Below are 20,692 nucleotides of genomic sequence, written 5' to 3' on the forward strand. Positions count from 1 at the left end.
CCCGCTTTAGGCCCCGGTAGGGCAGCGCGGCCAAGCCCCAAAAGGGCCTCCTTACCGCGAAACCAACGTGCGGACACTTAGCGCAGGAACCCAAAGCAAAGGGTTTTAGGAACCGTACCAGGCCTGGTAGAAGCCCCGGGCGTTGTGGAGGATGTGGGCCAGGATCCCGGGCAGGAGGCTTCCCGTGAGGAGGTAGGCCAGGCCGAAGAGGAGGCCGGCCGCCCCCGTGTAGAGGGGATAGGCGAAGGCCTTCCGAGGGGCAGGGTGGAGGAGGGCAAAGAGGAGGGCCTGGAGGACCACCGCCCAGGCCCCGAGCTTCAGGAAGAGGAGGGATTGCACCAACCCGCGGAAGAACACCTCCTCCGCCACCCCGGAGAGGAGGGCCAGGAGGAGGAGGGCAGGGGGCCCCGTGCCCGCTTCCCTTAGGGCCCGAAGGAGCTCGCGATGGAGCGCCTCCGCCTCCCGGAAGGAGGTGGGGAAGAGGTGCTGGAACAGGGCCTCGAGGCCCCCCAAGGCCACGAGGAGGCCCAGGGCCAGGAGGGGGTCCCGCACGGGGTGCCCCGCCCCCAGGGGTAGGCCCAGGAGGAGCGCCCCCGAGGTCCCCACAAGGAGAAGGCCCCCCTGCAGGAGGAGAAGGAGGCGCCAGGGGCGGGGCACTACTCCGGTCCTAAGGAGAAGCCTTGGTCCAGGAGCCGCCTGGGGTAGGCGCGGAAGGCCAGGAGGGTCTCCGTGCGCTCCACCCCCTCCAGGGCCAGGATGCCCTGGGTTACGGCGTCGTCCAGCTCCTCGAGGTCCTTGAGCCGGAGGAGGGCCACCAGGTCGTAGGGCCCGGTCACGGAGTAGACCTCGGCCACCTGGGGAAGCTCGGCGATGGCCTCCCCTAGGGCCTGGATCGCCCGCCCCTGGGCGCGGATAAGGACGAAGGCCGTGATCACCCCTCCATGATAAGGGCGGGGGGTGGCCGCCGCGGTATCCTGGTGGCGGCCATGCGGCGCGTGGAGCTCTTCACCGATGGGGCCTGCCTGGGCAACCCCGGCCCTGGGGGGTGGGCGGCCCTTCTCCGCTTCAACGCCCACGAAAAGCTCCTCTCCGGGGGGGAGGCCTGCACCACCAACAACCGCATGGAGCTCACCGCCGCCATCCAGGGCCTCAAGGCCCTCAAGGAGCCCTGCGAGGTGGACCTCTACACCGACAGCCAGTACCTGAGGAAGGCCTTCACGGAGGGGTGGCTTTCCCGGTGGCGGCAGCATCGCTGGAGGACGGCGGACGGCAGCCCAGTGAAGAACCGGGACCTCTGGGAGGCGCTCCTTACCGCCATGGCGCCCCACCGGGTGCGCCTCCACTTCGTGGAGGGGCACGCCGGCCACCCGGAGAACGAGCGGGTGGACCGGGAGGCCAGGCGCCAGGCCCGGGCCCAGCCCAGGGTGCCCTGCCCGCCGCCCCAGGTTTCCACGCTTTTCCACGGATAGGCAGAAAAGCGTTACAATTGGGCCATGCTGGAAACCGCCTTGCGTCCCGAGGACCGGGAAAGCCCCACCTTTAAGGCCAACAAGGACGCCTGGGTGGCCCTGGTACGGGACTTTCGGGAGAGCCTGGAGAAGGTCCGCCAGGGAGGGGGCCCGAAGGCCATAGAGCGCCAGCACAAGAAAGGCCGGCTCACCGCAAGGGAGCGGATCCAAAAGCTCATTGACCCCGGGACGGAGTTCTACGAGCTCATGGCCTTCGCGGGGTGGGGGATGTACGAGGAGTGGGGCGGAGCCCCAGCCGGGGGGGTGGTGGCGGGGATCGGCCGGATCGCAGGCCGGGACTGGATGGTCATCGCCAACGACGCCACGGTCAAGGCGGGGGCCTTCTTCCCCATCACCGCCAAGAAGGTGATCCGGGCCCAGACCATCGCCCTGGAGAACCGCATCCCCACGGTCTACCTGGTGGACTCCGCCGGGGTCTTCCTCCCCCTTCAGGACGAGGTCTTTCCCGACCAGGACGACTTCGGCCGCATCTTCTACCTGAACGCCCGCCTCTCGGCCCTGGGGGTCCCCCAGATCTCCGCCATCATGGGGAACTGCGTGGCCGGGGGGGCCTACCTCCCGGTGATGACCGACGTCCTCATCATGACGGAGGGAAGCGGCCTCTATCTGGCGGGCCCCGCCCTGGTGAAGGCGGCCATCGGCCAGGAGGTCTCCTCGGAGGAGCTCGGGGGGGCCAGGATGCACTACGAGGTCTCGGGTACGGTGGACTTCTACGAGCCCGACGACGAGTCGGCCCTGAAGCGCATCCGGGAGCTCGCCGCCCTCTACCCGCCCCCCCGCCTCGCTCCCTGGGCCGAGGACCGCAAGGCGCCAAGAGAGCCCCTCTACCCCCTGGAGGACCTGTACGGCCTGGTCTCCCCGGACGGAAGCCGCCCCTACGACCTTCGGGAGGTCATCGCCCGGATCGCCGACGGCTCGGAGTTTCTGGAGTACAAGGGGGGGTACGGGGAGACCCTGGTTACGGGCTTTGCCCGGATCGGAGGCTTTCCCGTGGGCATTGTGGGCAACCAGCGCCTCATCCTGAAGAAAAAGGGGCGGATTGAGGTGGGGGGGGTCATCTACGCCGAGGCGGCGGACAAGGCGGCCCGGTTCATCCTCGAGGTCAACCAGATGGGGATCCCCCTCCTCTTCCTCCAGGACGTCACGGGCTTCATGGTGGGGAAGGAGTCGGAGCAGGCGGGGATCATAAGGCGGGGGGCGAAGCTCGTCAACGCCGTTTCCAACTCGGTGGTGCCCCGGATCACCCTGATCCTCGGGGGGTCCTTCGGGGCGGGGAACTACGCCCTTTCGGGCAAGGCCTACGCTCCCCGCTTCCTCTTCGCCTGGCCCAGCGCCAAGTACGCCGTGATGGGCGGGGCCCAGGCGGCGAAGACCCTTCTAGAGCTTGAGGTGGAGAAGCTCAGGCGGGAGGGGAAGGAGCCCTCGGACGAGGAGCTACGGGAGCTTTACGAGCGGATCAAGGGCCGCTACGAGGAGACCCTGGACTCCCGGTACGCCGCCGCCAGGCTTTGGGTGGACGCCGTCATCTTCCCCCACGAGACGCGGAAGTGGCTCATCCGGGCCCTCGAGGCCTGCGCTCTGAACCCCGAGCGGGAGCCCTTCCGGGTGGGGGTCTTCCAGGTGTAGGAGGGCGAGGTGGCCGAAGCCAAGTGGGTGGAGTGTCCTAGGGACGCGTGGCAGGGCTTTTCCCGCTTCATCCCCACGGGGGAAAAGGTGGCCTTCCTAAAAGGACTCCTGGAGGCAGGCTTCCGCCACCTGGACCTCACGAGCTTTGTCTCCCCCAAGTGGGTGCCCCAGATGGAAGACGCCGAGGAGGTGCTTAAGCCCCTCCCGCCCCCGGAAGGGCGCACCTATCTGGCCATCGTGGCCAACGAACGGGGCCTGGAAAGGGCCCTGGCCGCCCCCAATCTGACCCACGTGGGCTACCCCTTCTCCCTCTCCGAGACCTTCCAGCGCAAGAACACGAACCGCTCCATGGAGGAGTCCTGGCCCCTGGTGGAGGCCATGGTGGAAAGGACCCGGGGGAGGCTCGGCCTCGTGGTCTACCTCTCCATGGCCTTCGGCAACCCCTACGGGGACCCCTGGAGCGTGGAGGGGGTCCTCGAGGCCATCGCCCGGCTTAAAGCCCTCGGCGTGAGGGAGATCGCCCTCGCCGACACCTACGGGGTGGCGGACGCAAGGCGCATCCTTGAGGTCCTGAAGGCCGCGGTGGCCGGCTTTGGCCCCGAGGGCCTGGGGGCCCACCTCCACGCCAGGCCTGAAGGGGCCCTAAAGAAGGTGGAGGCGGTGCTGGAGGCGGGGATCACCTGGCTGGAGGGAGCCCTGGCCGGGGTGGGGGGGTGCCCCTTCGCCGGGGACGAGCTGGTGGGCAACCTCCCCACCGAGGTGGTCCTCCCGTACCTGGAAAAGAAGGGCCTCGCCACCGGGGTGAACCTAAGCCGCCTCCCCCAGCTCGCGGAGGAGGCGGCGCGGCTTAGGGCCCTTTATGGCTAAGTGTCCGCACGTGGAGCCCGCCACATGGGATGGCCAGAAAGGAAGCCCTTTTGGGGCTTGGCCGCGGTGGGATACTTAGGCCGCCTGCTTGAGGTAGATCCCGGGGTCGGTGGGGTTGGCGATGGCGTTCACCCGCCTGAGCACCTCCTCCGTGGGGTAGCCCAGGAGGGCGGTGAGCTCCCCCGGGGAGACCACGGCCTCGTAGAACCTCCGGGCCCCCCGCTCCAGGAGAAGGGCCACCAGCTCCGAAAGCGCCTCCTCCCCGCCGGGGAAGGCGGGGCCGAAGGCGTCGGGGGTGAGGAGGTCCTTTCTTTGGGTGTGGACGAGAAGGGCGTAGCGGGCCTGGTCCCTCCTGTCCTGCCAGTCGGTGATGAGGTAGACCTTGGCCTCGGGAAGGCGAATGCCCCTCAGGGCCTCCTTCAGGGCCTCGAGGGTGGCCTTGGGGGCGCTTCGCAAGCCCACGCGCTCCATGCCCCCATCATACCGGGGCAGGGCCCCGTCCCGAAGTGGGGCTAGAGGAGCTTCCGGGCGTAGATGACCTGCCCCGCGTGGTGCTGGGCGTGCTCCACCAGGTGGTGGAGGACGTGGGCCCGGGGGGCCTCCACCCCCTGGCTTCCCACGAGGACGGGCTTCCCCAGGTCCTCCTCCTTTAGCTCCCGGAGGGCGGGAAGGAGGGCCTCCCAGGCCTCGCGGAAGCGGGCCACCACCACCTCCTTGGGCTCGGGCTCGCCCTGTAGCTCCCACTCCCGCCCCTTCCTCGCCCAGTCGGGGAGGCGGAGGGGGAGGGCGTAGGCGCCGAGGCGCAGGGAGCTTCCCGTGATGTGGCGCACCAGCCCCCCGATGGGGTTGGCTCCCCCCTTGGGCCGCCACCAGAAGGCCTCCTCCTCGAGGTCAAAGGCCCACCTTTCCAGGTGCAGGGCCACCTCCTTCAGGCCCTGGATCCAGGCCGAAACCGCCGGGGGCACCCCCGGCACCAGGGGTTCCAGAAAGGGCGCGGGCATACCCCCATGCTACCCCAACCCCTAGACTGGGTAGGGATGGAAGGCCTGCTCCTTTTCTTCCTGGCCCTTCTCCCCGTCCCCTTCCTCCTTCGGCGAAGGTCCGCCAGGGCCTGCCCTGCCTGCGGTCTCCCCCTGGCCTTGGCGGCGCAGGTGGCCCGTTACCGGCGCTTCTGCCCCCACGTGGCCGCGCGCGCCTGCCCCTTTGACCCCAGGCGGGGAGTGTACCGCCAGCGCCGATGAGGGTGGAGGAAGCCTACCAGGCCTTTGACCGGGACCTCGCCGATTACCTGGAGGGGAAGGGGCTCTGGCCCTCCTGCCGCGCGGGTTGCTTCGCCTGCTGCTTCGGCTGGGTCAGCCTAAGCCGCCTCGAGGCGGAAGCCCTCCTTCCCCACCTTGGCGAGGCCCAAAGGGCGCGCCTCCTGGAGGAGGGCCCGAGGCGGCTCGCCCTCCTCTGCCAAGGCAAGGACGACCCCCTCTTCCCAAGCCGCTACTTCCAGACCCGCACCCCCTGCCCCCTCCTGGAGGGGGGGCTCTGCGGGGTCTACGCCCAGAGGCCCCTCGCCTGCCGGGGCCTCCTCACCGTGGGCGACCCCGCCCTCTGCCTTCCCGAAGCCAAGGCTCCCAAGGGGCACTTTCTCCCCGTGCCCTGGCGCATGGCCCGCCTGCGGATGGAGTCCCTGTGGGAGGAGGAGCGGGCCCGCTACGGCTTCCTCCTCCTCGGGGAACTTGCGGGCCTCCTCTACCTCCTCCTCCAGGGCCTTCCTGAAGGGCGGGAGGCGGTGGAGGGGAGGCTTAGGGCCCTGGGGGTCCTGGGGGGGAGGTGGGGGTACCAGGTGGTGTGAAAAAGGCGGCCCCAGGGCCGCCTCCTGGCGGAGGGGGCGGGATTCGAACCCGCGAGACCCCTTGCGGGGCCTACCGGTTTTCGAGACCGGCCCGTTCAACCGCTCCGGCACCCCTCCCTGAGCCGGGCGAAGAAATCCCTTAAGAGCTTAGCACATTCCCTCTCCCCCAGGCCACCCCGCATCCCCCTTCCCTCCCCATAGCGGGTGAGGGCTCCCTCCTTGAGGTTCTCCGTTCCGTAGACCACCTCCACCCCGGCCTCGAGGAGGGCGTGGTGGCACATGCGGCAGGGCTCGAGGGTGACGTAGACCCTTGCCCCCCGGGCTTCCCTGCCCACCTCCCTGAGGAGGAGCATCTCCGCATGGGCCGTAGGGTCCCCCGTGGCCTCCACAAGGTTGTGGGCGGCGTGGACCTCCCCTCCCCGCACCAGGACGGCCCCCACGGGCACCTCCCCCTCGGCGGAGGCCCTCCTGGCCTGGTCCAGGGCAAGGGCCATGAGGTGGGCCTCCTCAGGGGGCGGGAAGAGCCCCAGGACCTCCTCCACCCTCTTCCCCTCTCCCCGCACGGGCCAGAGGGGCCTGAGCTCCTTGGGCACCCCCTGCTCCGCCAGGAACTCCACGAGCCGCTTGCGGCCAAAGGGCATGGCCAGGTAGTCCCCGGGTCCGGCCCTGCGGTAGCCCTCGGGGAGGGGCACCTCGGGGCGTGGAGGGATGAGGAAAAGCGTGCCCAGGAAACGCCGGGCCACGTGCCCCTCCGGGAGGGCCAGTGCCCTGCCCTTCAGGGCCTCCTCCAGAAGGGCCACAAGCCTTGCCTCGGGGCGGAGGTCCAGGGTCTCCAAAAGCCGCCTGAGGGCCCGGCGGCGCACGGCCTCGGGGGCGTGGAGGAGGGGGGCTACCCGGTAGGCGGGGACGAAGAAACGGGGGTCGGGGAGGAGACGGGCTTGGGCTTCCCGCTCCAGGTGGGTGTCCTCCTCCTCCCGTACCCCCGCGAAGCGGGCGAGGGCTTCCCGGGCCCGGGGAAACCGCGTGAGGAGGAGGGGAAAGACCTTTAGCCGCAGGTAGTTGCGGTCGGGGGTGGGGTCCTGGTTCGTGGGGTCCTCCCGCCAGGCCTCCCCCAGGGCCACGAGGTAGGCCCTGAGCGCTTCCCGGGAAAAGGGGAGGAGGGGGCGGACCACGAGCCCCTCCTTCTCCCGGATGCCGAGGCCCCGGGCCGTGCCCTGGAGGAGCTTGAGGAGGACGGTCTCGGCCTGGTCGTCCAGGGTGTGGGCGGTGAGGATGGCCCTCGCCCCCGCCTCCCGGGCCACCCGGTGGAGAAAGGCGTAGCGCACCGCCCGGGCCACGGCCTCCAGGTTCTCCCCCCGCTCCCTGGCGATCCTCCCCACCTCCACCCGCTCGGCGTAGAAGGGAAAGCCGAGCCTTTCCGAAAGGGCCCGCACGAAGGCCAGATCCTCGGGGCTTTCGGGGCGGAGGCCGTGGTCCAGGTGGGCCACCACCGCCCTCCGCCCGGCCCGCCGCACCAGGTGGGCCAGGGCCACCGAGTCCCCGCCCCCCGAGACCGCCAGGACCAAGGGGTCTTTAGGGGCAAGCCGCTCCAGGCGTTCCCTAAAGGCCGCCTCCAGGAGGGCCACCTCCCCCTCGTCCACGCCCTTACTATAGGGGCTTGCGGGCCACGGGCCCCCCGTGGAAGGGCAGGGTCCTGGGGTGGGGGAGGCAAAGGCTAGGCCCCGGGCACCCCCGGGGCCTTCTGGTGGGCGCGAGTGGACTTGAACCACCGACCCCTACCGTGTCAAGGTAGTGCTCTGGCCACCTGAGCTACGCGCCCGCCCTCTGGAGGCGCCGGCCGGATTCGAACCGGCGAATGGAGGTTTTGCAGACCTCTGCCTTACCCCTTGGCTACGGCGCCAAGCCGCTTGGTATCGTAGCACGCGCTGAGAAACCCTGTCAAGGAAGCTTGTCGGCGAGGGTCGGGCTTGGGTAAAACCTTGGGCGACCATGCTCGCCTGGAGCGAGGTTTTGGCCTACCACCGCACCCGCAAGGGGATCGGGAAGCAGAGCCTCCTGGTGGACCGGGGGGAGTCGGGCTACCGGAACCGCTTCCTACCGGACGGGCGGATCCTCTACATGGGGGAGGGGAGGCGGGGCCACCAGGAGCCTCGAGGGGGGAACCTGCGGCTCCTTTTGGCCCATAAGGAGGGCCGGCCCCTCAGGGTCTTCCTGCGGGAGGCCCCGGGAAGGTGGCGGGACCTGGGGCCCTACCGGGTGGAGGCGTGGCGCTACGCCCTTTGGGAAGAGGAGGGGCGGTACGTGTACTGGTTCACCCTTGCGCCCGGTGGATCCGGAGGAGCCCCTTGAGGGTCAGGTCCTCGTCCACCACGTCAAAGGAGGGGCAGATGGGCCTTAGGGTCTCGGCGAAGCCGCCCGTGGCGATGACCAGGGCCTCCCCCGCCTCCTCCTTGAAGCGCCGGACCATCCCCTCCACCAGGGCGGCGTAGCCCAGGACCAGCCCCGAGCGGAGGGCCTCGAGGGTGTTCTTGCCCACAGCGGCCCGTGGGGGCACCAGGTCAATTCGGGGCAGCTTGGCCGTGCGGGCGGCCAGGGCGTCGGCGGCCGTCTGGGGGCCGATGGTGATGGCCCCGCCCAAGTAGCGGTTCGGGGCTTCCACCAGGTCAAAGGTGGTGGCGGTGCCGAAGTCCACCACGATGTAGCGGCCCGTGGGGCTTTCGTAGGCCAGGGCGCCCACGGCGTTCACCAGGCGGTCCGCCCCCGCCTCCTTGGGGTTTTCCAGGGCCACCTCGAGCCCCGTGGCCGCCGCGTCCACGATGCGCGCCTCCACCCCAAAGAGCCGGGCTATGGCCCGCCTCATCTCCTGCTCCACGGGGGGCACCACGCTGGCGAGGAGGGCCGCCTTGGGGGGGGGAAGGCCTTCTAAGGCGAAGAGGTGGTTCAGGAGGACCCGGTACTCGCTCTCCATGCGCATCCGGTCGGTGTGGATGCGGAAGCGGGCCACGAGCCTTTCCCCCGCAAAGACCCCCAGGGCCGTGGAGGTGTTGCCGATGTCCACCGCAAGGAGCATGCCCCTAGACCTCCTCCGGCGCCGAAGGCCCTTCCTCCCAGGGCTCGAGGACCACCCGGACGGCGATCTCGGCGTTGAGGCTCGCCGCTACCGAGCAGTACTTGGTATGGGAGAGGTGGACGGCCCTTTCCAGGGCCTCCAGCGTGACCCCCGGCCCCGAGGCGATATGGGTCACGGTGATGTGGGTGTACCGCCGGGGGTGGTTCTCCGCCCGCACCCCCTCCACCTCCACCCGGTAGCGGGCGAGGGGCTGGCGCTTCTTCTCCATGATGTCCACCACATCATAGGCGGTGCAGGCCCCCAGGGCCATGAGGAGGAGCTCCATGGGCCTCGGGCCCGTGGCGGGCTGGTCCCCGTCGATCATCACCTTGTCCCCCGCTTCGTTCACCCCCAAAAAGCGGTGCCCCACGATCCGGTGGACCACGACCTTCTTCGTCATGAGCCGGATTTTACCAAGCTTTCACCTAGGCCGCTAGAATGGGCGTAGATGCGCAGGCTCTTAGGGTTGGCCTGGCTATGGAGTCTCGCCCTGGCCTTTCCCCGCGTGGGCGTGCACGAGGGCTTTACCCGGCTCGTCTTTGATCTGCCCTCGGCCCAGGTGGTCTACCGCCTGGACCAGGAGGGGGACCTCCTCACCCTGGTCTTTTCCGGCCCCAAGGTAGCTTCGTTGATCGCCGAGGCCCAGGACCTGGTGGTGAACTCCCCCGAGGTGGCCTCGGTCCAGGTGGTGCCGGAGAAGGAGAGGGTGCGGGTCCTGGTCCGCCTGAAGGGGGCCGTGGAGGTCAAGGCCCAGCGCTACCCGGATCCCGACCGTCTGGTGGTGGACCTCAGCCTCAAGGTAGCTTCGCTGACCAAGGCGCCCCCCCCGCCCAAGACCCCGGAGGCCCCCCCCAAGGGCCGCCCGCCCAAGCCCCCAAGGCCCGTGGTCCTCCTGGACCCCGGGCACGGAGGGGTGGACCCGGGGATGGTGGGGTACGTGGTGGAGAAGGAGGTGGTCCTGGACCTGGCCCTCCGCCTCAAGCGCCTCCTGGAGGGGGAGGGGATAGGGGTGCGCCTCACCCGGGACCGGGACATGCACCTCTCCCCGGACAAGCGCACGGACCTCTCCCGGCGGGCCGCCCTCGCCGACAGCTCCCAGGTGAACCTCTTCGTCTCCATCCACGTGAACGCCTCCCCCACCCGCACCGCCCAGGGGGTAGAGGTCTTCTACTTCGGCCGGAGCCAGGACCCCAGGGTCCTCGCCCAGGTGATCTGGGAAAACGGGGGAGGGGAGGTGGGCCGGCGCCTCACCGAGGAGGCCAAGACCGTAGCGGAAAGGATCCTCACCGACATCGTGGCCCAGGCCAACCAGCGCTTCAGCCAGCGCCTGGCCGAGACCCTCGGGCGGCGCCTCTCCCAGGCCACGGGGAGCCCCTTCCGGGGGAGCTTTCCCGGTGACCTCTTCGTCCTCCGCTACGCCAAGGTGCCCGCGGTCCTGGTGGAGGTGGGCTTCGGCGACCACCCGGCGGAGGGGCGCCGCCTGGCCGACCCCGCCTACCGGGAAAAGGTAGCCCAGGGCCTCTTTTCCGGCATCCTCACCTTCCTCGCCAACGGGGCCTATGCCCGTTAGCGGCCCTAGGTCGGCGAAGCTACCTAGAAGGGAAGGGCCTTGAGGGCCTCTTCGGCGTTCGCGAAGCGTTCCTCGGGGCGTTTGGCCAGGAGGCGCTCCAGGTAGCGGGCCACCCTCTCCTCCAGTTGGGGGATGGGGGGGATGGCCCCCTCGAGGTGCCCCAGGAGGACCTCCTCCGGCTCCCCCACGAAGGGGTGCTCCCCGGAAAGGATCCAGTAGAGGATGATCCCGGCGGCGTACACGTCCGCTTCCGGGCCCGGGCTCTTCCCGAGCACCTGCTCGGGGGCCAAATAGGGCAGGGTGCCCACCCGGAGGGGTTTGGGGAAGGCCTCGAGGGCCGGCCCCGAGAGGTCAAAGTCCACGAGGCGGGCCTCGTCGGTGCCGGCCACGATGATGTTCTCCGGCTTCACGTCCCGGTGGACCAGGCCCTGGGCGTGCATGTGGGCCAGGGCCATCAGGAGCTGGCGGAAGACGAGGAGGGCCTGCCTCCTCTCGGGGCGGCGGGCCATCCAGCGGCCCATCTCCTCCCCCGGGGCGTAGGCCAAGAGCAAGGCGGGGCCCTCCTCCAGGTCCAGGCGCGCCAGCACGGGGTTGAGGTTGGGGTGGGAAAGCCTTTCCCCCACCCAGAACTCCCGGTCCCGACGGGCCTCGGCCCCGGGGGGAAAGACCTTCAAGGCGTAGGGGGCCCCGAAGCGGTCAAAGGCCAGGTAGACGGAGGCCAAGGCCCCCCGGCCGAGGAGGCGCACGACCCGGTAGCGATCCAGGAGGACCCTTCCCGCCAGGCTCACCGCCTCCACTATACCCGCCCCTCACCCCTTTCACAGGGAAGCCGTTAGGATTTTCCCGTGCGCGGGCTGGCGCTCTCCGGAGGCGGGGCCAGGGGACTGGCCCACATCGGGGCTCTGGAGGCCTTTTTGGAGGCTGGGCTGGACTTCCAGGTGGTGGCGGGCACCAGCATGGGGGCCATCGTGGGGGCGCTCTTCGCCGCGGGGAAGACCCCTAAGGAGATGCGGGAGATCGTCCGGAAGACCCCGTGGCTTGGGCTTTTGGGGTTTTCCCCCCGGGAAGGGATCTTCTCCCGCAGGAAGCTAAGGGAGTTCCTGGCGGAGCACCTGCCCCCGAGCTTTGCCCAGCTGGAGCGGCCCCTGGCGGTGACCGCGGTGGACGTGATCTCGGGGCGGCTCGTCTTCCTCACCCAGGGGGATCTGCCCAGCGCCGTCCTGGCCTCCGCCGCCTACCCTGGCCTTCTCGCCCCGGTGGAGCGGGAGGGCCGGCTCCTCTTTGACGGGGGGGTGTTGGACAACCTGCCGGTGGACGCGGCCCGCTTCCTGGGGGCCACGGAGGTCTATGCGGTGGACGTGACCCCGGAGCGGCACCTAAAGACGCCTCCCAGAGGCCTCCTTTCCCTGGCCCGGCGGGCGGTGGACCTGATGCAGCTCCACCTCACCTCCCTGCGCCTCACCCTTTACGCCCCCGAGGTGTACGTGCGCCCGGTTCTCCCGGGGGTGGGCGTGGAAGACTTTCGCCGCGCCGAGGAGATCATAGAGGCTGGCCGTCAGGCGGCGAGGCAGGCTTTTGAGGGTAGAGTAGGAGGGGTATGAAGGCGTTTTGGGACTACCTTTTCAAGGATTGGTTTCGCCAGGTGGGGGAGGCCCTCCTGGTGGCCTTCCTGGTCACCACCTTCGGCTTCACCACCGTGGGGGTGGTGGGGCAGAGCATGTACCCCACCCTGAGGAACGGGGAGCGGGTCCTGGTGCCCAAGTGGGAAACCTGGCTGGTGCGCTTTGGCCTCAAGGAGTGGCGGCGGGGGGAGATCGCCATCCTGAAGCCCCCGGAGGGCACCCCCTTCGCCACCGCCCGCTTTCCCGTCTTGGGGTTTTCCTTCCGGGCCTTCTTCATCAAGCGCATCGTGGCCGTGCCCGGGGACGAGGTCTACGTGGAGCGGGGCGTGGTCCACGTGAACGGGGTGCCCCTCCAGGAGACCCACATCACCGCCCACCTCACCCCCTGGCCCGACTCCTTCCCCGGGGTCTGCTACAAGGAGGGGCGCATGACCCGGATCATCACCCAGCAGGGGGACTTCCCGGTGGACCTGCTTCCCGCCTACCTCAGGCCCCTTAAGGAGATGCTCCTTCCCCCCTCCAAGGAGGTCCTGGAGCGGAGCCGCCTCGAGGAGGCCTGCGAGGTGGGCCGCCTCAAGCTGAAGAAGGGCTACTACTTCGTCATGGGGGATAACCGCACCCTAGGGGGCTCCGAGGACTCCCGCACCTTCGGCCCCGTACCCGAGGAGGCCATCGCCGGCCGGGCCAGCTTCGTCTGGTGGCCCGTCTTCGTACGGGACGAAGGGGGGCTCCGCCTCAACCTGCGCCGGCTCTCCCCGCCCGAGGCCTACCAGCTCAGGTGAGCACGGCCACCACCAGCCTCCCAGGCCCGTGGACCCCCTTCACCATCACCTGGCCTATGTCGGCGCTCTTGGAGGGGCCGGAGTGGAGGCCGAGGGCGGCGGGGAGGGCTTTGAGGTCCTCGTCTACCGCCAGGGCCTCGAGGAGGGTGCCGTACACCCTCCCCGCCTCCACGAAGACCAGGTGGGTGGGGGGGAGGAGCTGGGCCCGCCTCCCGTCCTCGCTGGAGAGGGCCACGCTCCCCGTCTCCGCCACGGCGAAGAGGGCGTAGGAGAGGCCTAAGGGAGCCTCCTCGGGGGGAAGCTCGGGAAGGGGGGGCCTGAGGTCTTCGGGAAGGGTCTTCCCCATGGCGGCCCCGGGAAGCCCCTGGGCGAGGCTCAGGGCAAAGGCTTTGGCCTCTTCCCGGGAAAGCCTTTTGGCCTCGGCCCCGTTTTCCTGAAGGCGCCGGAGGAGGAGGTCCACGGGGTCCTCGGCAAGGGGGGTATGGGGGTGCGGGGGGAGGAGGGCCTTGGGCCTGCCCTCCAGGGCGCGTCGCAGGCGGGCGAGGATGCGGGCCTTAGGGTCCACCTTCGGCCTCCTTCAGCTCCTTCCAGAGCTCGTGGAAGGGCCTGGGGCTGGGGGTTAGGGGGCCCCTCCCCTCGGTCCAGGCCCGAAGGAGGGGGAGGAGGTCCTGGGGGAGAGGGAGGCCCCTCAAGGCCTTGGAGAAGAGGCGGTAGAGGGTGGGGCTTTCCATCACCTGGCGGAAGGCCTTCATGGCCGTCCCTTCCCAGGCGGGGGTGAGGCCCTCGGCCACCGCCCGGTGCCGCCAGGTGAGGAGGAGCCTGGGGATGGGGATCTTCACCGGGCAGGCCTCGAGGCAGGCCCCGCAGAGGGTGGAGGCGTAGGGGAGGGGGTAGGCCTCCTCCAGGGAGAGGAGGCCGGGGTCCAGGACGGCCCCGATGGGCCCCGAGTAGACGTAGCCGTAGGGGTGCCCGCCGGTCTGGCGGTAGACGGGGCAGGCGTTGAGGCAGGCCCCGCAGCGGAGGCACCTCAAGGTCTCCCAGGCCTCGGGATCGGCGAGGAGGGCGGTGCGCCCGTGGTCCACCAGGACCACGTGGACCTCCTCGGGGCCCTCCTCCCCCTCCCTGGCCGGGCCCTGGATCAGGGAGACGAAGGTGGAAAGGCGCTGCCCTGTGGCCGCCCGGGCGGTGAGGGGGAGGAAGAGGGCGAGGTCCGAGAGGCGGGGGAGGAGCTTCTCCAGCCCCACGAAGGCCACGTGGACCTTGGGGAGGCTGGTGGAGAGCCTGATGTTTCCCTCGTTCTCCATAAGGACGAGCGTGCCCGTCTCCGCCACCAGGAAGTTGGCCCCGCTTAGGCCAAGCTCGGCGGTGAGGAAGGCTTCCCGGAGGGTTTGGCGCGCCACCTGGGCCAAGGCCTCGGGGGGAGCGTCCAAAGGGGTGCCGAAGCGCTGGTGGAAGAGCTTTTGGATTTCCTCCAGGGAGAGGTGGATGGCGGGGCCCACGATGTGGCTCGGGGGCTCCCCCAGGAGCTGGACCAGGTACTCCCCGAGGTCCGTCTCGTACACCTCCACCCCCAGGGCCTGCAAAAGGGGGTTCACGGCGAGCTCCTCGGTGAGCATGCTCTTGGCCTTCACCGCCCGCCTTACCCCGTGCCTTTGGACGATCTCCCTGAGGACCCGGTGGGCGTCCTCGAGGGTCTCGGCCCAGTGCACCCGGACCCCGTTTTCCCTAAGCCGCTTTTCCGCAAGTTCCAGGTAGTGGTCCAGGTGGCTTAGGACGTGGTCCTTCACCGCTTTGGCCCGTTCCCGCCACTCCTCAATGGGGACCTCCCCGTAGGCCCGGAGGCGGCTCCTTTCAAAGTGGAGCGTGGCCCCGGTGACCGCCTCCCGCACCCCGGGCTTTTCCCGGATGAGCCTTGCCGCCTCCTGGGGGTACAGCTTCGCCCTAGCCCGCATAGGCCTCCCAAAGCAGGGTGGCGAGGGGGGCCACCTTGAGGTTCTTCCCCTTCCTCTTTAGGCGCCCCGTGAGGTGGAGGAGGCAGCCCGCGTCGGTGGAGGTGAGGACCTCGGCCTCGGGTAAGGTGGCGAGCTTCCGGTCCGCCATGGCCAAGGAGACCTCGGGGAGCTTCACCGAGAAGAGCCCCCCGAAGCCGCAGCACTCCTCCGAAGCCTCCCAGGGGAGGACTTCCGCACCGGCGCCCTGGAGGAGCAAAAGGGGCTCCTCCCGCACCCCAAGCTCCCTTAGGGCGTGGCAGCCGTGGTGGTAGGCCACCTTCCTCCCCTTAAGGCCCTCCCCGAGCCGCTTCACTCCCAGGACCCGCACCAGGAACTGCGAAAGCTCGTAGGTGCGCTCGGCGAGGGCCAGGGCCTCCCGGTGGCCGGGGAGGAGCTCGGGGTAGTGGTTTTTCACCATGCTGGCGCAGCTTCCCGAGGGGAGGACCACGTACTCCGCCTCGGCGAAGACCCGTAGGGTGCGCCTCGCCAGGGGTACCGCCTCGCCCCAGTGCCCGGCGTTGAAGGCGGGCTGGCCACAGCAGGTCTGGCCCTCGGGGAAGTCCACCTGCACGCCCAGGGCCCTCAAGAGCCGCACCGCGGCCACCCCGGCCTCGGCGTAGAACTGGTCGGCCAAACAGGTGACGAAGAGGGCGACCCGCATGGGTTCCCCTACCCGGACAGGCCCCGCACCAGGGCCTCCGCCTCCCGGAGGAGGGCCTGCACCAGCTCCTCGGAGGTGGCCTCGGCGTAGATCCGCAGGAGGGGCTCTGTGCCCGAGGGCCGAAAGAGGATCCAGGCCCCCTCGTAGATCCACTTGACCCCGTCCAGGTCCTGAAGGCCCTTGGGGGTCAGGCCTGCCAGGGGGCGGGGCTCCCGTAGCTTCTCCAGAAGGCCTTCCGTGGGGATCTCCAGGTCCAGGCGCTCGTAGGCGTGGGTGAGGCCGGTGAGGGCCTCAATCTCCCGGAACTGGGTGGCGAGGTCCTTCCCCGTGCGGGCCACGCTCTCCAGGAGCAGGAGGGCGTTGAGGATCCCGTCCCGTTCGGGCAGGTGCCCCTTCACCCCGATCCCGCCCGACTCCTCCCCCCCGATGAGCACGTCCTCCCTCAGGAAGGCCTCCGTGATCCACTTGAAGCCCACGGGGGTGGTCTTCACCGGAAGCCCCAGCCGCTCCGCGAGGCGGTCCACAATCCAGGAGACGGCGAAGTTCTTCACTACCCCCCCGGAGAGCCCCTTGGCGTGGAGGTGGCGGAGGAGGACGGCGAAGACCTGGTGGGGGTTGAAGAAACGGCCCCCGGGCAAAACGGCGGCGATGCGGTCGGCGTCCCCGTCCGTGACCACGGCGAAGGTGGGCGCCTCCTCGGGGCCCATGACCGCAAGGAGGGTCTTGAGGTTCTTCGGCAGGGGCTCGGGGTTCACCCCGTAGAAGAGGGGGTGGGGGACGTTGTGGAGCTCCCGCACCTCCAGGTCAAGCCCCGCGTGGCGCAGGAAGGCGGAGAGGTGGCTATCCCCCGCTCCCCCCATGGCGTCGTGGTAGAGGACGCCGGGGAAGCGGGAGAGGGCCTTTAGGTCCAAAAGCCCCTTCAAGTGCTCGTAGTAGGCGGTGCGCACCTCGAGGGGCTCGGCCCTTCCCCGGGCCTCCGAGGGGGCTTCGGGGAGGAGGGCCTCCACCTCCTTCACCTCCTCGGGAAGGGCGCTTCCCCCGTAGGGCCCCTTGAGCTTCACCCCCAGGTACTGGGGGGGGTTATGGCTTGCGGTGAGCATGAGGCCCCCGTCCGCCCCCACTTGGCGGACGGCGAAGGAGAGCATGGGGGTGGGGTGGGGGTCCTGGAGGAGGTAGGCCTTAAGCCCGAGGCCCGCCAGGACCCCTGCCGCCTCCTCGGCGAAGGCCCGGGCCTGGAAGCGGGTATCGTACCCCACCACCACCGTCCTTCCCCCTTTGGCCAGGAGGTAGCGCCCGTAAGCGGTGGCTACCCGGGCGAGGTTGAAGAAGGTGAAGTCCCGGGCGATCACCCCTCGCCAGCCGTCGGTGCCAAAGCGGATGTCCATACCCTTCAAGTTTACGGCTTTCGGACCTCGAGGCTTGGGCCATACCCTTTGCTTTGGGTTCCTGCCTAGAGGCCCTTTTGGGGTACTTAAAAACCTCGCGGGGACGTTCTACCGGGGCCCGCATGGGGTGTCAGTCCTCCTCCAATAGGGGGAGCCGCACCCGGAAAACGGTCCTTCCGGGGGCGCTTTCCGCTTCAATCTCCCCCCCGTGGGCCCGGGCGATGGCCTGGGCCACGGCCAGGCCCAGGCCCGTCCCTCCGCCCGGCCCCTGGCGGAAGCGCTGGAAGAGGTGGGGGAGGAGGTCCTCGGGGATGCCGGGGCCTTGGTCCTCCACCTCCAGGAGGGCCCAGGAGGCTTCCCGCCGCACCCGCACCCGCACCCCCTCTTTTCCCGCCGCCCGGACGGCGTTGGCGATGAGGTTGCGGAGCATCTGCAGGAGGCGGTCGGGGTCGCCCAGGACCTCGGCCTCCTCTCCCTGGAAGGCCACGCCCTGCTCCCTCGAGGCCTCCTCCCCCAGGGCCTTCAGGTCCAGGATGTGGGGGTTGAGGGCGAAGCCCACCTCCCCCCGGGCCAGGTCCAGGAGGTCCTCCACCAGGCGGCGCATCCTTTCGGCGGTGGCCCGGGCCACGGCCAGGCCCTCCCGGTCCTCGGGGTTCCGCCTCAGGCGGTCCAGGTGGCCGAGGAGCACGGTGAGCGGGGTGCGGAGCTCGTGGCTCACCTCGGCGAGGAAGGCCCTTTCCCGCTCCTTGGCCTCCTTCAGGGCGGCGAGGAGGGCGTTCACCGCCTCCACCATCCGGCCGAACTCGTCCTTGGGGAGGGTGAGGGGCACGGGTTCCAGCCGCTTTGGGCTTCGTTGGGCGATCTCCCGGGCCGCCACCTCCAGGGGCCTTGTGGCCAGGTGGGCGGTGAGGTAGACCAGGACCACCCCGAGGGGGAAGAGCAGGAAGAAGGCCTCCAGAAGGGCCCGTCTCAGGGCGCCGAGGGCGGTTTCAATGGGGGCGGTGTCCGCGGTGAGGGCGAGAAGCCCCAGGGGGGTGCGGACCAGGGCCGCGGCGAACCCCCGCCGCCAGAGGACCCGGGGCGCCCTTCCCGCCCCCTTCAGGACCTCCCCCTCGAGGCGGTGGTCCTCCCGGGTGAGGACCAGGGGCCTTCCGTCCTCCGCATAGAGGTGCAGGTAAACCCCTCCCGTGGTAAGGAGGAGGCCTGCCCGGCCCTTCTCGTAGGCCTCCGCCGCCCTCTTGGCGTCCTGGAGGAGGGTGGCCTCGAGGTGGCCCCGCAGCGCCCCCTCCACCCCCCGTCCCGCCAGGTACAAGGCCCCCCCCAGGAAGAGGGACCAGAGAAGGCTGAAGGCGAGGAAGAGCCGGCCCCGGAAGGAAAGGGGCACCTAGCCCTCCTCGCCCCGTCCCGGCCGGAGGGCGTACCCCAGCCCGCGCACCGTGCGCAGGTAGCCGTAGGCTCCCGCCTCCCGGAGCTTGGCCCGGAGGTTGGCCACGTGCACGTCCAGCACGTTGGACTCCCTGCCCAGAGGGCGGCCCCAGACCCTTTCCTCAATCTCCAGCCGGGGAAAGACCCGGCCGGGGCGGCTCATGAGGAGCTGCAGGAGGTCAAACTCCTTGGGGGAGAGGCGCACCTCCTGCCCCCGGAAGAAGACCTGGCGCCTTTTGGGGTAAAGCTCCAGCTCCCCCACGGCGAACACCTCGCTTCCCTCCCGGTGCCTGAGCTGCACCTGGATCCGGGCGAGGAGCTCGGCGGGGTGGAAGGGCTTCACCAGGTAGTCGTCTGCCCCTCCGGAAAGGAGGGAGACCTTGCGGTCTACCGCGTCCTGTGCGGTGAGGACCAGGATGGGGGTGTCGTCCGTGGCGCGGATCCTCCGCGCCACCTCGGCCCCGTCCAGGTCGGGCAGGCCCAGGTCCAGCACCACCAGGTCGGGCTTTTTCTCCCGGTGGCGGATGAGGCCCTCCATGCCGTTCTTGGCCCACTCCACCTGGAAGCCCGCTTCCTTGAGCTCCAGCTCCAGGAGGCGGGCCACCTCGCGGTCGTCCTCTATGAGAAGGATGCGCTTCACCTGGCCTCCCAAAGGCTGCGGAAGAGAAGCCTGTACACCTCCTTCAGGACCTGCCCGAGGGGATAGCGGGCCTGGGAACCCTCCAGGCCCTCCACTAAGAGCCAGACCTCTCCCCGCTCCAGCCGGCCGGGGTAGCTTTGCACCTGTCCATTGGGCAGAACGAGGACCAGCCGCACGGGGCTGCCCTCCTCGGGCCTCAGGGGAGGGGAGAGGGGGAGGAGGCGGCCCTCCTCCACCCGCCAGGCGGCGTAGAGGACCCGCAGGTTCGGGGAGAAGAGCCGGAGCTCCGTGCCCGGAAGGAGGCTCGGCCCCAGGATGGGGGGTAGGCCCGCGGCCCGCCCGCCCGGCCAGAGGAGGCCGAGCCCGAGGAGGAGGTAAGCGAGCGCCCTCGGCATCTCGTCCCATTGTAGCCGCCCCGGTCCGGGCGGGGTGGGACCGGGGTAAAGGCCCCTTTAGCCTGGGACTAGCCGCGGCTTTGCGCCAGCGCCTTGAGTCCCTCGAGGTTCTTGAGGAGGATCTTGCCGTAGCCCGAGCGGATGTACCCCTCCCGGACGAGCTCCCCGATGACCTTGGTCACCGTCTCCCTGACGCTCCCCACCGCAGCGGCCAGCTCGTCGTGGGTGGCGTGGAGGACCAGCTTCCCCTCCTCCTCCCGGGCGAGGGGGGTTTCCGCAAGCTCCAGGAGGGCGGCGGCCATCCGGTTCTTGAGGCGCTGGGTGGCCAGGCGCTCAATCCTGCGGTAGGCCTCGGAGAGGGCCTGGGCCAGGTGCTGGGCCAGGGCCCTCAGCTCCTCGGGGGCGAGCTCCCTGGGCAGGGCCTCGAGGACCACCTCCGTCACCGCCTCGGCGAAGTAGCCCCGCTCCTGGCCGAAAAGCGCCTCTTCCCCGAAGAAGCCCCCGGGGCGGACCAGGCGCAGGGTGAGGGCGTTGCCCTCCTCGTCCACGGCCTCGAGGCGCACCAGGCCCTCGAGGACCCGGTAGACCCGGTCCCTGGGCCCCGGGGTCCCGGGGTAGAGGATGACCTCGCCGGGCCTGAAGCTTACGGTTTCGCGGGCCTGGGTCATGGCGACCTCCTTGTCCCCAGGCTAGCACGCCCCGGGGGATTTTGTAAACCGCCAGGTTGCAAAAATCTGTGCCCGGCTACCCTTTGCCCAGGGGGCGCTTCCGGGCCACGGGGAGAAGCCGTTCTAAGGAGACCTCCTCCCCTGCCTTTCTGCCTCGGAAAGCTCCAACCTCGCCCAGAAAAGGGCCATCTCCCAGACCGCCTTCAGCCTCTCCTCCAGGGGCAGGGCCTGCCCCTCCGCCCGGTCGTCCGGCTGGGCGCTCAGGGGGAACCTTCGGGCCACGGGGCGGATCCGCCTCATTCCAGCTCCTCGAGGTCCCGGAGGTCCACGGGGCGGCCAAAGGCCCGCTTCAGGGCCTTGAAGTCCTCCGGGTGTACCACGTCCACCTCCCGCTCCAGGGCCCGGGCGAAGGCCGCGTCAAAGGGAGGGGTGTCCAGGATCACCAGGGCGATCCGGTTGGGGGTGTAGCCAAGCTGGACCACCCCCGGGGGGGAAAGGTCCTCCCCGCCGAAGAAGGCGCGGATGGCGGCGAGGACCCTCTCGGCCCTCCTGGGCGTCCACCCAGAGGTCCAGGTCCTG

General features: G+C 70.0%; 27 protein-coding genes and 3 tRNA genes. 9 read left to right on the top strand and 21 right to left on the bottom strand.

The features are described from left to right. Positions 1 to 105: 105 nt before the first annotated feature. Together H531_RS0106925 and H531_RS0106930 are read right to left on the bottom strand one after the other, a co-directional pair. Positions 106 to 657, bottom strand: coding sequence for a CPBP family intramembrane glutamic endopeptidase (locus H531_RS0106925; RefSeq protein WP_022798633.1), 552 nt, complete (start codon positions 655 to 657; stop codon positions 106 to 108). After that, positions 657 to 935: an Lrp/AsnC family transcriptional regulator gene (locus H531_RS0106930; protein WP_022798634.1), complete on the bottom strand. Its 279-nt coding sequence runs from the start codon at positions 933 to 935 to the stop codon at positions 657 to 659. Before H531_RS0106930 ends, H531_RS0106925 begins: the two co-directional genes overlap by 1 nt. Before the next feature lie 51 nt (positions 936 to 986). On the opposite strand from H531_RS0106930, the gene rnhA reads away from it, so the two are divergent. The 3 genes from rnhA to H531_RS0106945 are packed head-to-tail and all read left to right on the top strand — an operon-like array spanning position 987 to position 4,022. Then, positions 987 to 1,469: a ribonuclease HI gene (gene rnhA, locus H531_RS0106935; RefSeq protein WP_022798635.1), complete on the top strand. Its 483-nt coding sequence runs from the start codon at positions 987 to 989 to the stop codon at positions 1,467 to 1,469. Between the two features lie 24 nt (positions 1,470 to 1,493). Further along, entirely contained in the window at positions 1,494 to 3,155 is a 1,662-nt protein-coding gene (locus H531_RS0106940) for an acyl-CoA carboxylase subunit beta (protein ID WP_022798636.1), read from the top strand. A gap of 9 nt (positions 3,156 to 3,164) precedes the next feature. Beyond that, positions 3,165 to 4,022 (top strand): hydroxymethylglutaryl-CoA lyase, encoded by an 858-nt coding sequence (locus tag H531_RS0106945; RefSeq protein ID WP_022798637.1) that lies wholly within the window; start codon positions 3,165 to 3,167, stop codon positions 4,020 to 4,022. 75 nt (positions 4,023 to 4,097) lie between these two features. Here the strand turns inward: H531_RS0106945 and H531_RS0106950 are convergent, their stop codons facing one another. Beyond that, entirely contained in the window at positions 4,098 to 4,493 is a 396-nt protein-coding gene (locus H531_RS0106950) for a DUF3197 domain-containing protein (protein ID WP_022798638.1), read from the bottom strand. 41 nt (positions 4,494 to 4,534) lie between these two features. Next, entirely contained in the window at positions 4,535 to 5,023 is a 489-nt protein-coding gene (locus H531_RS0106955; RefSeq protein ID WP_022798639.1) for a DinB family protein, read from the bottom strand. Positions 5,024 to 5,059: 36 nt separating this feature from the next. On the opposite strand from H531_RS0106955, the gene H531_RS0106960 reads away from it, so the two are divergent. Both H531_RS0106960 and H531_RS0106965 read left to right on the top strand, forming a co-directional pair. Then, on the top strand, positions 5,060 to 5,263 hold the full coding sequence (locus H531_RS0106960) for a hypothetical protein (RefSeq protein WP_022798640.1): 204 nt from the start codon (positions 5,060 to 5,062) through the stop codon (positions 5,261 to 5,263). Next, positions 5,260 to 5,865, top strand: a complete 606-nt coding sequence (locus H531_RS0106965) for a YkgJ family cysteine cluster protein (RefSeq protein WP_022798641.1) — start codon at positions 5,260 to 5,262, stop codon at positions 5,863 to 5,865. The genes H531_RS0106960 and H531_RS0106965 overlap by 4 nt, the downstream gene beginning before the upstream one ends. Positions 5,866 to 5,890: 25 nt before the next feature. Here the strand turns inward: H531_RS0106965 and H531_RS0106970 are convergent. The 4 genes from H531_RS0106970 to H531_RS0106985 all read right to left on the bottom strand — a co-directional run bounded on the left by H531_RS0106970 (position 5,891) and on the right by H531_RS0106985 (position 7,765). Then, positions 5,891 to 5,982, bottom strand: a tRNA-Ser gene (locus H531_RS0106970). Further along, positions 5,961 to 7,505: a tRNA lysidine(34) synthetase TilS gene (tilS, locus tag H531_RS0106975; RefSeq protein ID WP_022798642.1), complete on the bottom strand. Its 1,545-nt coding sequence runs from the start codon at positions 7,503 to 7,505 to the stop codon at positions 5,961 to 5,963. Before tilS ends, H531_RS0106970 begins: the two co-directional genes overlap by 22 nt. A 102-nt stretch (positions 7,506 to 7,607) precedes the next feature. Further along, a tRNA-Val gene (locus tag H531_RS0106980) sits at positions 7,608 to 7,684 on the bottom strand. Between the two features lie 6 nt (positions 7,685 to 7,690). Beyond that, positions 7,691 to 7,765: transfer RNA gene (locus H531_RS0106985), tRNA-Cys, on the bottom strand. Between the two features lie 89 nt (positions 7,766 to 7,854). On the opposite strand from H531_RS0106985, the gene H531_RS0106990 reads away from it, so the two are divergent. Continuing rightward, positions 7,855 to 8,214 (top strand): SRA domain-containing endonuclease, encoded by a 360-nt coding sequence (locus H531_RS0106990; protein WP_022798643.1) that lies wholly within the window; start codon positions 7,855 to 7,857, stop codon positions 8,212 to 8,214. Here H531_RS0106990 and H531_RS0106995 read toward each other — a convergent pair. Next, positions 8,177 to 8,935, bottom strand: coding sequence for a type III pantothenate kinase (locus H531_RS0106995; RefSeq protein WP_022798644.1), 759 nt, complete (start codon positions 8,933 to 8,935; stop codon positions 8,177 to 8,179). The two genes, H531_RS0106990 and H531_RS0106995, sit on opposite strands and share 38 nt — an antisense overlap. Positions 8,936 to 8,939: 4 nt before the next feature. Continuing rightward, positions 8,940 to 9,374 carry an OsmC family protein gene (locus H531_RS0107000; RefSeq protein WP_022798645.1) on the bottom strand — a complete coding sequence of 145 codons (435 nt, stop codon included), beginning with the start codon at positions 9,372 to 9,374 and terminating at the stop codon, positions 8,940 to 8,942. Between the two features lie 48 nt (positions 9,375 to 9,422). Here H531_RS0107000 and H531_RS0107005 point away from each other — a divergent pair, with 48 nt between their 5' ends. Continuing rightward, positions 9,423 to 10,544, top strand: a complete 1,122-nt coding sequence (locus tag H531_RS0107005) for an N-acetylmuramoyl-L-alanine amidase (RefSeq protein ID WP_022798646.1) — start codon at positions 9,423 to 9,425, stop codon at positions 10,542 to 10,544. A 23-nt stretch (positions 10,545 to 10,567) separates the two neighbouring features. Here the strand turns inward: H531_RS0107005 and H531_RS0107010 are convergent, their stop codons facing one another. Then, complete coding sequence (locus tag H531_RS0107010) at positions 10,568 to 11,341, bottom strand: serine/threonine-protein kinase (protein WP_028490710.1); 774 nt, start codon at positions 11,339 to 11,341, stop codon at positions 10,568 to 10,570. A gap of 48 nt (positions 11,342 to 11,389) precedes the next feature. Between H531_RS0107010 and H531_RS0107015 the strand changes: the two genes are divergently transcribed. Together H531_RS0107015 and lepB are read left to right on the top strand one after the other, a co-directional pair. Next, a complete protein-coding gene (locus tag H531_RS0107015) occupies positions 11,390 to 12,145 on the top strand; it encodes a patatin-like phospholipase family protein (protein ID WP_022798648.1) in 756 nt (251 codons plus the stop codon). Then, a complete protein-coding gene (lepB, locus tag H531_RS0107020) occupies positions 12,142 to 12,948 on the top strand; it encodes a signal peptidase I (protein ID WP_022798649.1) in 807 nt (268 codons plus the stop codon). The genes H531_RS0107015 and lepB overlap by 4 nt, the downstream gene beginning before the upstream one ends. Here the strand turns inward: lepB and H531_RS0107025 are convergent. The 10 genes from H531_RS0107025 to H531_RS14780 all read right to left on the bottom strand — a co-directional run bounded on the left by H531_RS0107025 (position 12,941) and on the right by H531_RS14780 (position 20,595). Further along, entirely contained in the window at positions 12,941 to 13,513 is a 573-nt protein-coding gene (locus H531_RS0107025) for a LutC/YkgG family protein (protein WP_022798650.1), read from the bottom strand. The genes lepB and H531_RS0107025 overlap by 8 nt on opposite strands. Continuing rightward, entirely contained in the window at positions 13,503 to 14,900 is a 1,398-nt protein-coding gene (locus tag H531_RS0107030; RefSeq protein WP_022798651.1) for a LutB/LldF family L-lactate oxidation iron-sulfur protein, read from the bottom strand. Before H531_RS0107030 ends, H531_RS0107025 begins: the two co-directional genes overlap by 11 nt. Beyond that, a complete protein-coding gene (locus tag H531_RS0107035) occupies positions 14,890 to 15,600 on the bottom strand; it encodes a (Fe-S)-binding protein (protein WP_022798652.1) in 711 nt (236 codons plus the stop codon). The genes H531_RS0107030 and H531_RS0107035 overlap by 11 nt, the downstream gene beginning before the upstream one ends. A gap of 8 nt (positions 15,601 to 15,608) precedes the next feature. Continuing rightward, complete coding sequence (locus H531_RS0107040; RefSeq protein WP_022798653.1) at positions 15,609 to 16,985, bottom strand: phosphohexomutase domain-containing protein; 1,377 nt, start codon at positions 16,983 to 16,985, stop codon at positions 15,609 to 15,611. A gap of 130 nt (positions 16,986 to 17,115) precedes the next feature. Further along, complete coding sequence (locus H531_RS0107045) at positions 17,116 to 18,369, bottom strand: sensor histidine kinase (RefSeq protein WP_022798654.1); 1,254 nt, start codon at positions 18,367 to 18,369, stop codon at positions 17,116 to 17,118. Then, positions 18,370 to 19,050, bottom strand: coding sequence for a response regulator transcription factor (locus H531_RS0107050; RefSeq protein ID WP_022798655.1), 681 nt, complete (start codon positions 19,048 to 19,050; stop codon positions 18,370 to 18,372). Continuing rightward, positions 19,047 to 19,445, bottom strand: coding sequence for a hypothetical protein (locus H531_RS0107055; protein WP_022798656.1), 399 nt, complete (start codon positions 19,443 to 19,445; stop codon positions 19,047 to 19,049). The genes H531_RS0107050 and H531_RS0107055 overlap by 4 nt, the downstream gene beginning before the upstream one ends. Positions 19,446 to 19,513: 68 nt before the next feature. Next, positions 19,514 to 20,113: a helix-turn-helix domain-containing protein gene (locus tag H531_RS0107060; RefSeq protein ID WP_022798657.1), complete on the bottom strand. Its 600-nt coding sequence runs from the start codon at positions 20,111 to 20,113 to the stop codon at positions 19,514 to 19,516. Between the two features lie 123 nt (positions 20,114 to 20,236). Beyond that, a complete protein-coding gene (locus tag H531_RS13460; protein ID WP_245540670.1) occupies positions 20,237 to 20,413 on the bottom strand; it encodes a hypothetical protein in 177 nt (58 codons plus the stop codon). Then, positions 20,410 to 20,595: a hypothetical protein gene (locus H531_RS14780; RefSeq protein ID WP_245540671.1), complete on the bottom strand. Its 186-nt coding sequence runs from the start codon at positions 20,593 to 20,595 to the stop codon at positions 20,410 to 20,412. Before H531_RS14780 ends, H531_RS13460 begins: the two co-directional genes overlap by 4 nt. Between the last annotated feature and the right edge of the window lie 97 nt (positions 20,596 to 20,692).

This window comes from Thermus islandicus DSM 21543 (assembly GCF_000421625.1).
Taxonomy (GTDB): Bacteria; Deinococcota; Deinococci; order Deinococcales; family Thermaceae; genus Thermus; species Thermus islandicus.

Bases quoted from the DNA above. Each gene is read 5' to 3' on its own strand.
- rnhA (WP_022798635.1), top strand. From the start codon at position 987: ATGCGGCGCGTGGAGCTCTTCACCGATGGGGCCTGCCTGGGCAACCCC.
- H531_RS0106940 (WP_022798636.1), top strand. From the start codon at position 1,494: ATGCTGGAAACCGCCTTGCGTCCCGAGGACCGGGAAAGCCCCACCTTT.
- H531_RS0106950 (WP_022798638.1), bottom strand. From the start codon at position 4,493: ATGGAGCGCGTGGGCTTGCGAAGCGCCCCCAAGGCCACCCTCGAGGCC.
- H531_RS0106955 (WP_022798639.1), bottom strand. From the start codon at position 5,023: ATGCCCGCGCCCTTTCTGGAACCCCTGGTGCCGGGGGTGCCCCCGGCG.
- H531_RS0106960 (WP_022798640.1), top strand. From the start codon at position 5,060: ATGGAAGGCCTGCTCCTTTTCTTCCTGGCCCTTCTCCCCGTCCCCTTC.
- H531_RS0106965 (WP_022798641.1), top strand. From the start codon at position 5,260: ATGAGGGTGGAGGAAGCCTACCAGGCCTTTGACCGGGACCTCGCCGAT.
- H531_RS0106990 (WP_022798643.1), top strand. From the start codon at position 7,855: ATGCTCGCCTGGAGCGAGGTTTTGGCCTACCACCGCACCCGCAAGGGG.
- H531_RS0106995 (WP_022798644.1), bottom strand. From the start codon at position 8,935: ATGCTCCTTGCGGTGGACATCGGCAACACCTCCACGGCCCTGGGGGTC.
- H531_RS0107000 (WP_022798645.1), bottom strand. From the start codon at position 9,374: ATGACGAAGAAGGTCGTGGTCCACCGGATCGTGGGGCACCGCTTTTTG.
- H531_RS0107005 (WP_022798646.1), top strand. From the start codon at position 9,423: ATGCGCAGGCTCTTAGGGTTGGCCTGGCTATGGAGTCTCGCCCTGGCC.
- lepB (WP_022798649.1), top strand. From the start codon at position 12,142: ATGAAGGCGTTTTGGGACTACCTTTTCAAGGATTGGTTTCGCCAGGTG.
- H531_RS0107030 (WP_022798651.1), bottom strand. From the start codon at position 14,900: ATGCGGGCTAGGGCGAAGCTGTACCCCCAGGAGGCGGCAAGGCTCATC.
- H531_RS0107035 (WP_022798652.1), bottom strand. From the start codon at position 15,600: ATGCGGGTCGCCCTCTTCGTCACCTGTTTGGCCGACCAGTTCTACGCC.
- H531_RS0107040 (WP_022798653.1), bottom strand. From the start codon at position 16,985: ATGGACATCCGCTTTGGCACCGACGGCTGGCGAGGGGTGATCGCCCGG.
- H531_RS0107055 (WP_022798656.1), bottom strand. From the start codon at position 19,445: ATGCCGAGGGCGCTCGCTTACCTCCTCCTCGGGCTCGGCCTCCTCTGG.
- H531_RS0107060 (WP_022798657.1), bottom strand. From the start codon at position 20,113: ATGACCCAGGCCCGCGAAACCGTAAGCTTCAGGCCCGGCGAGGTCATC.
- H531_RS13460 (WP_245540670.1), bottom strand. From the start codon at position 20,413: ATGAGGCGGATCCGCCCCGTGGCCCGAAGGTTCCCCCTGAGCGCCCAG.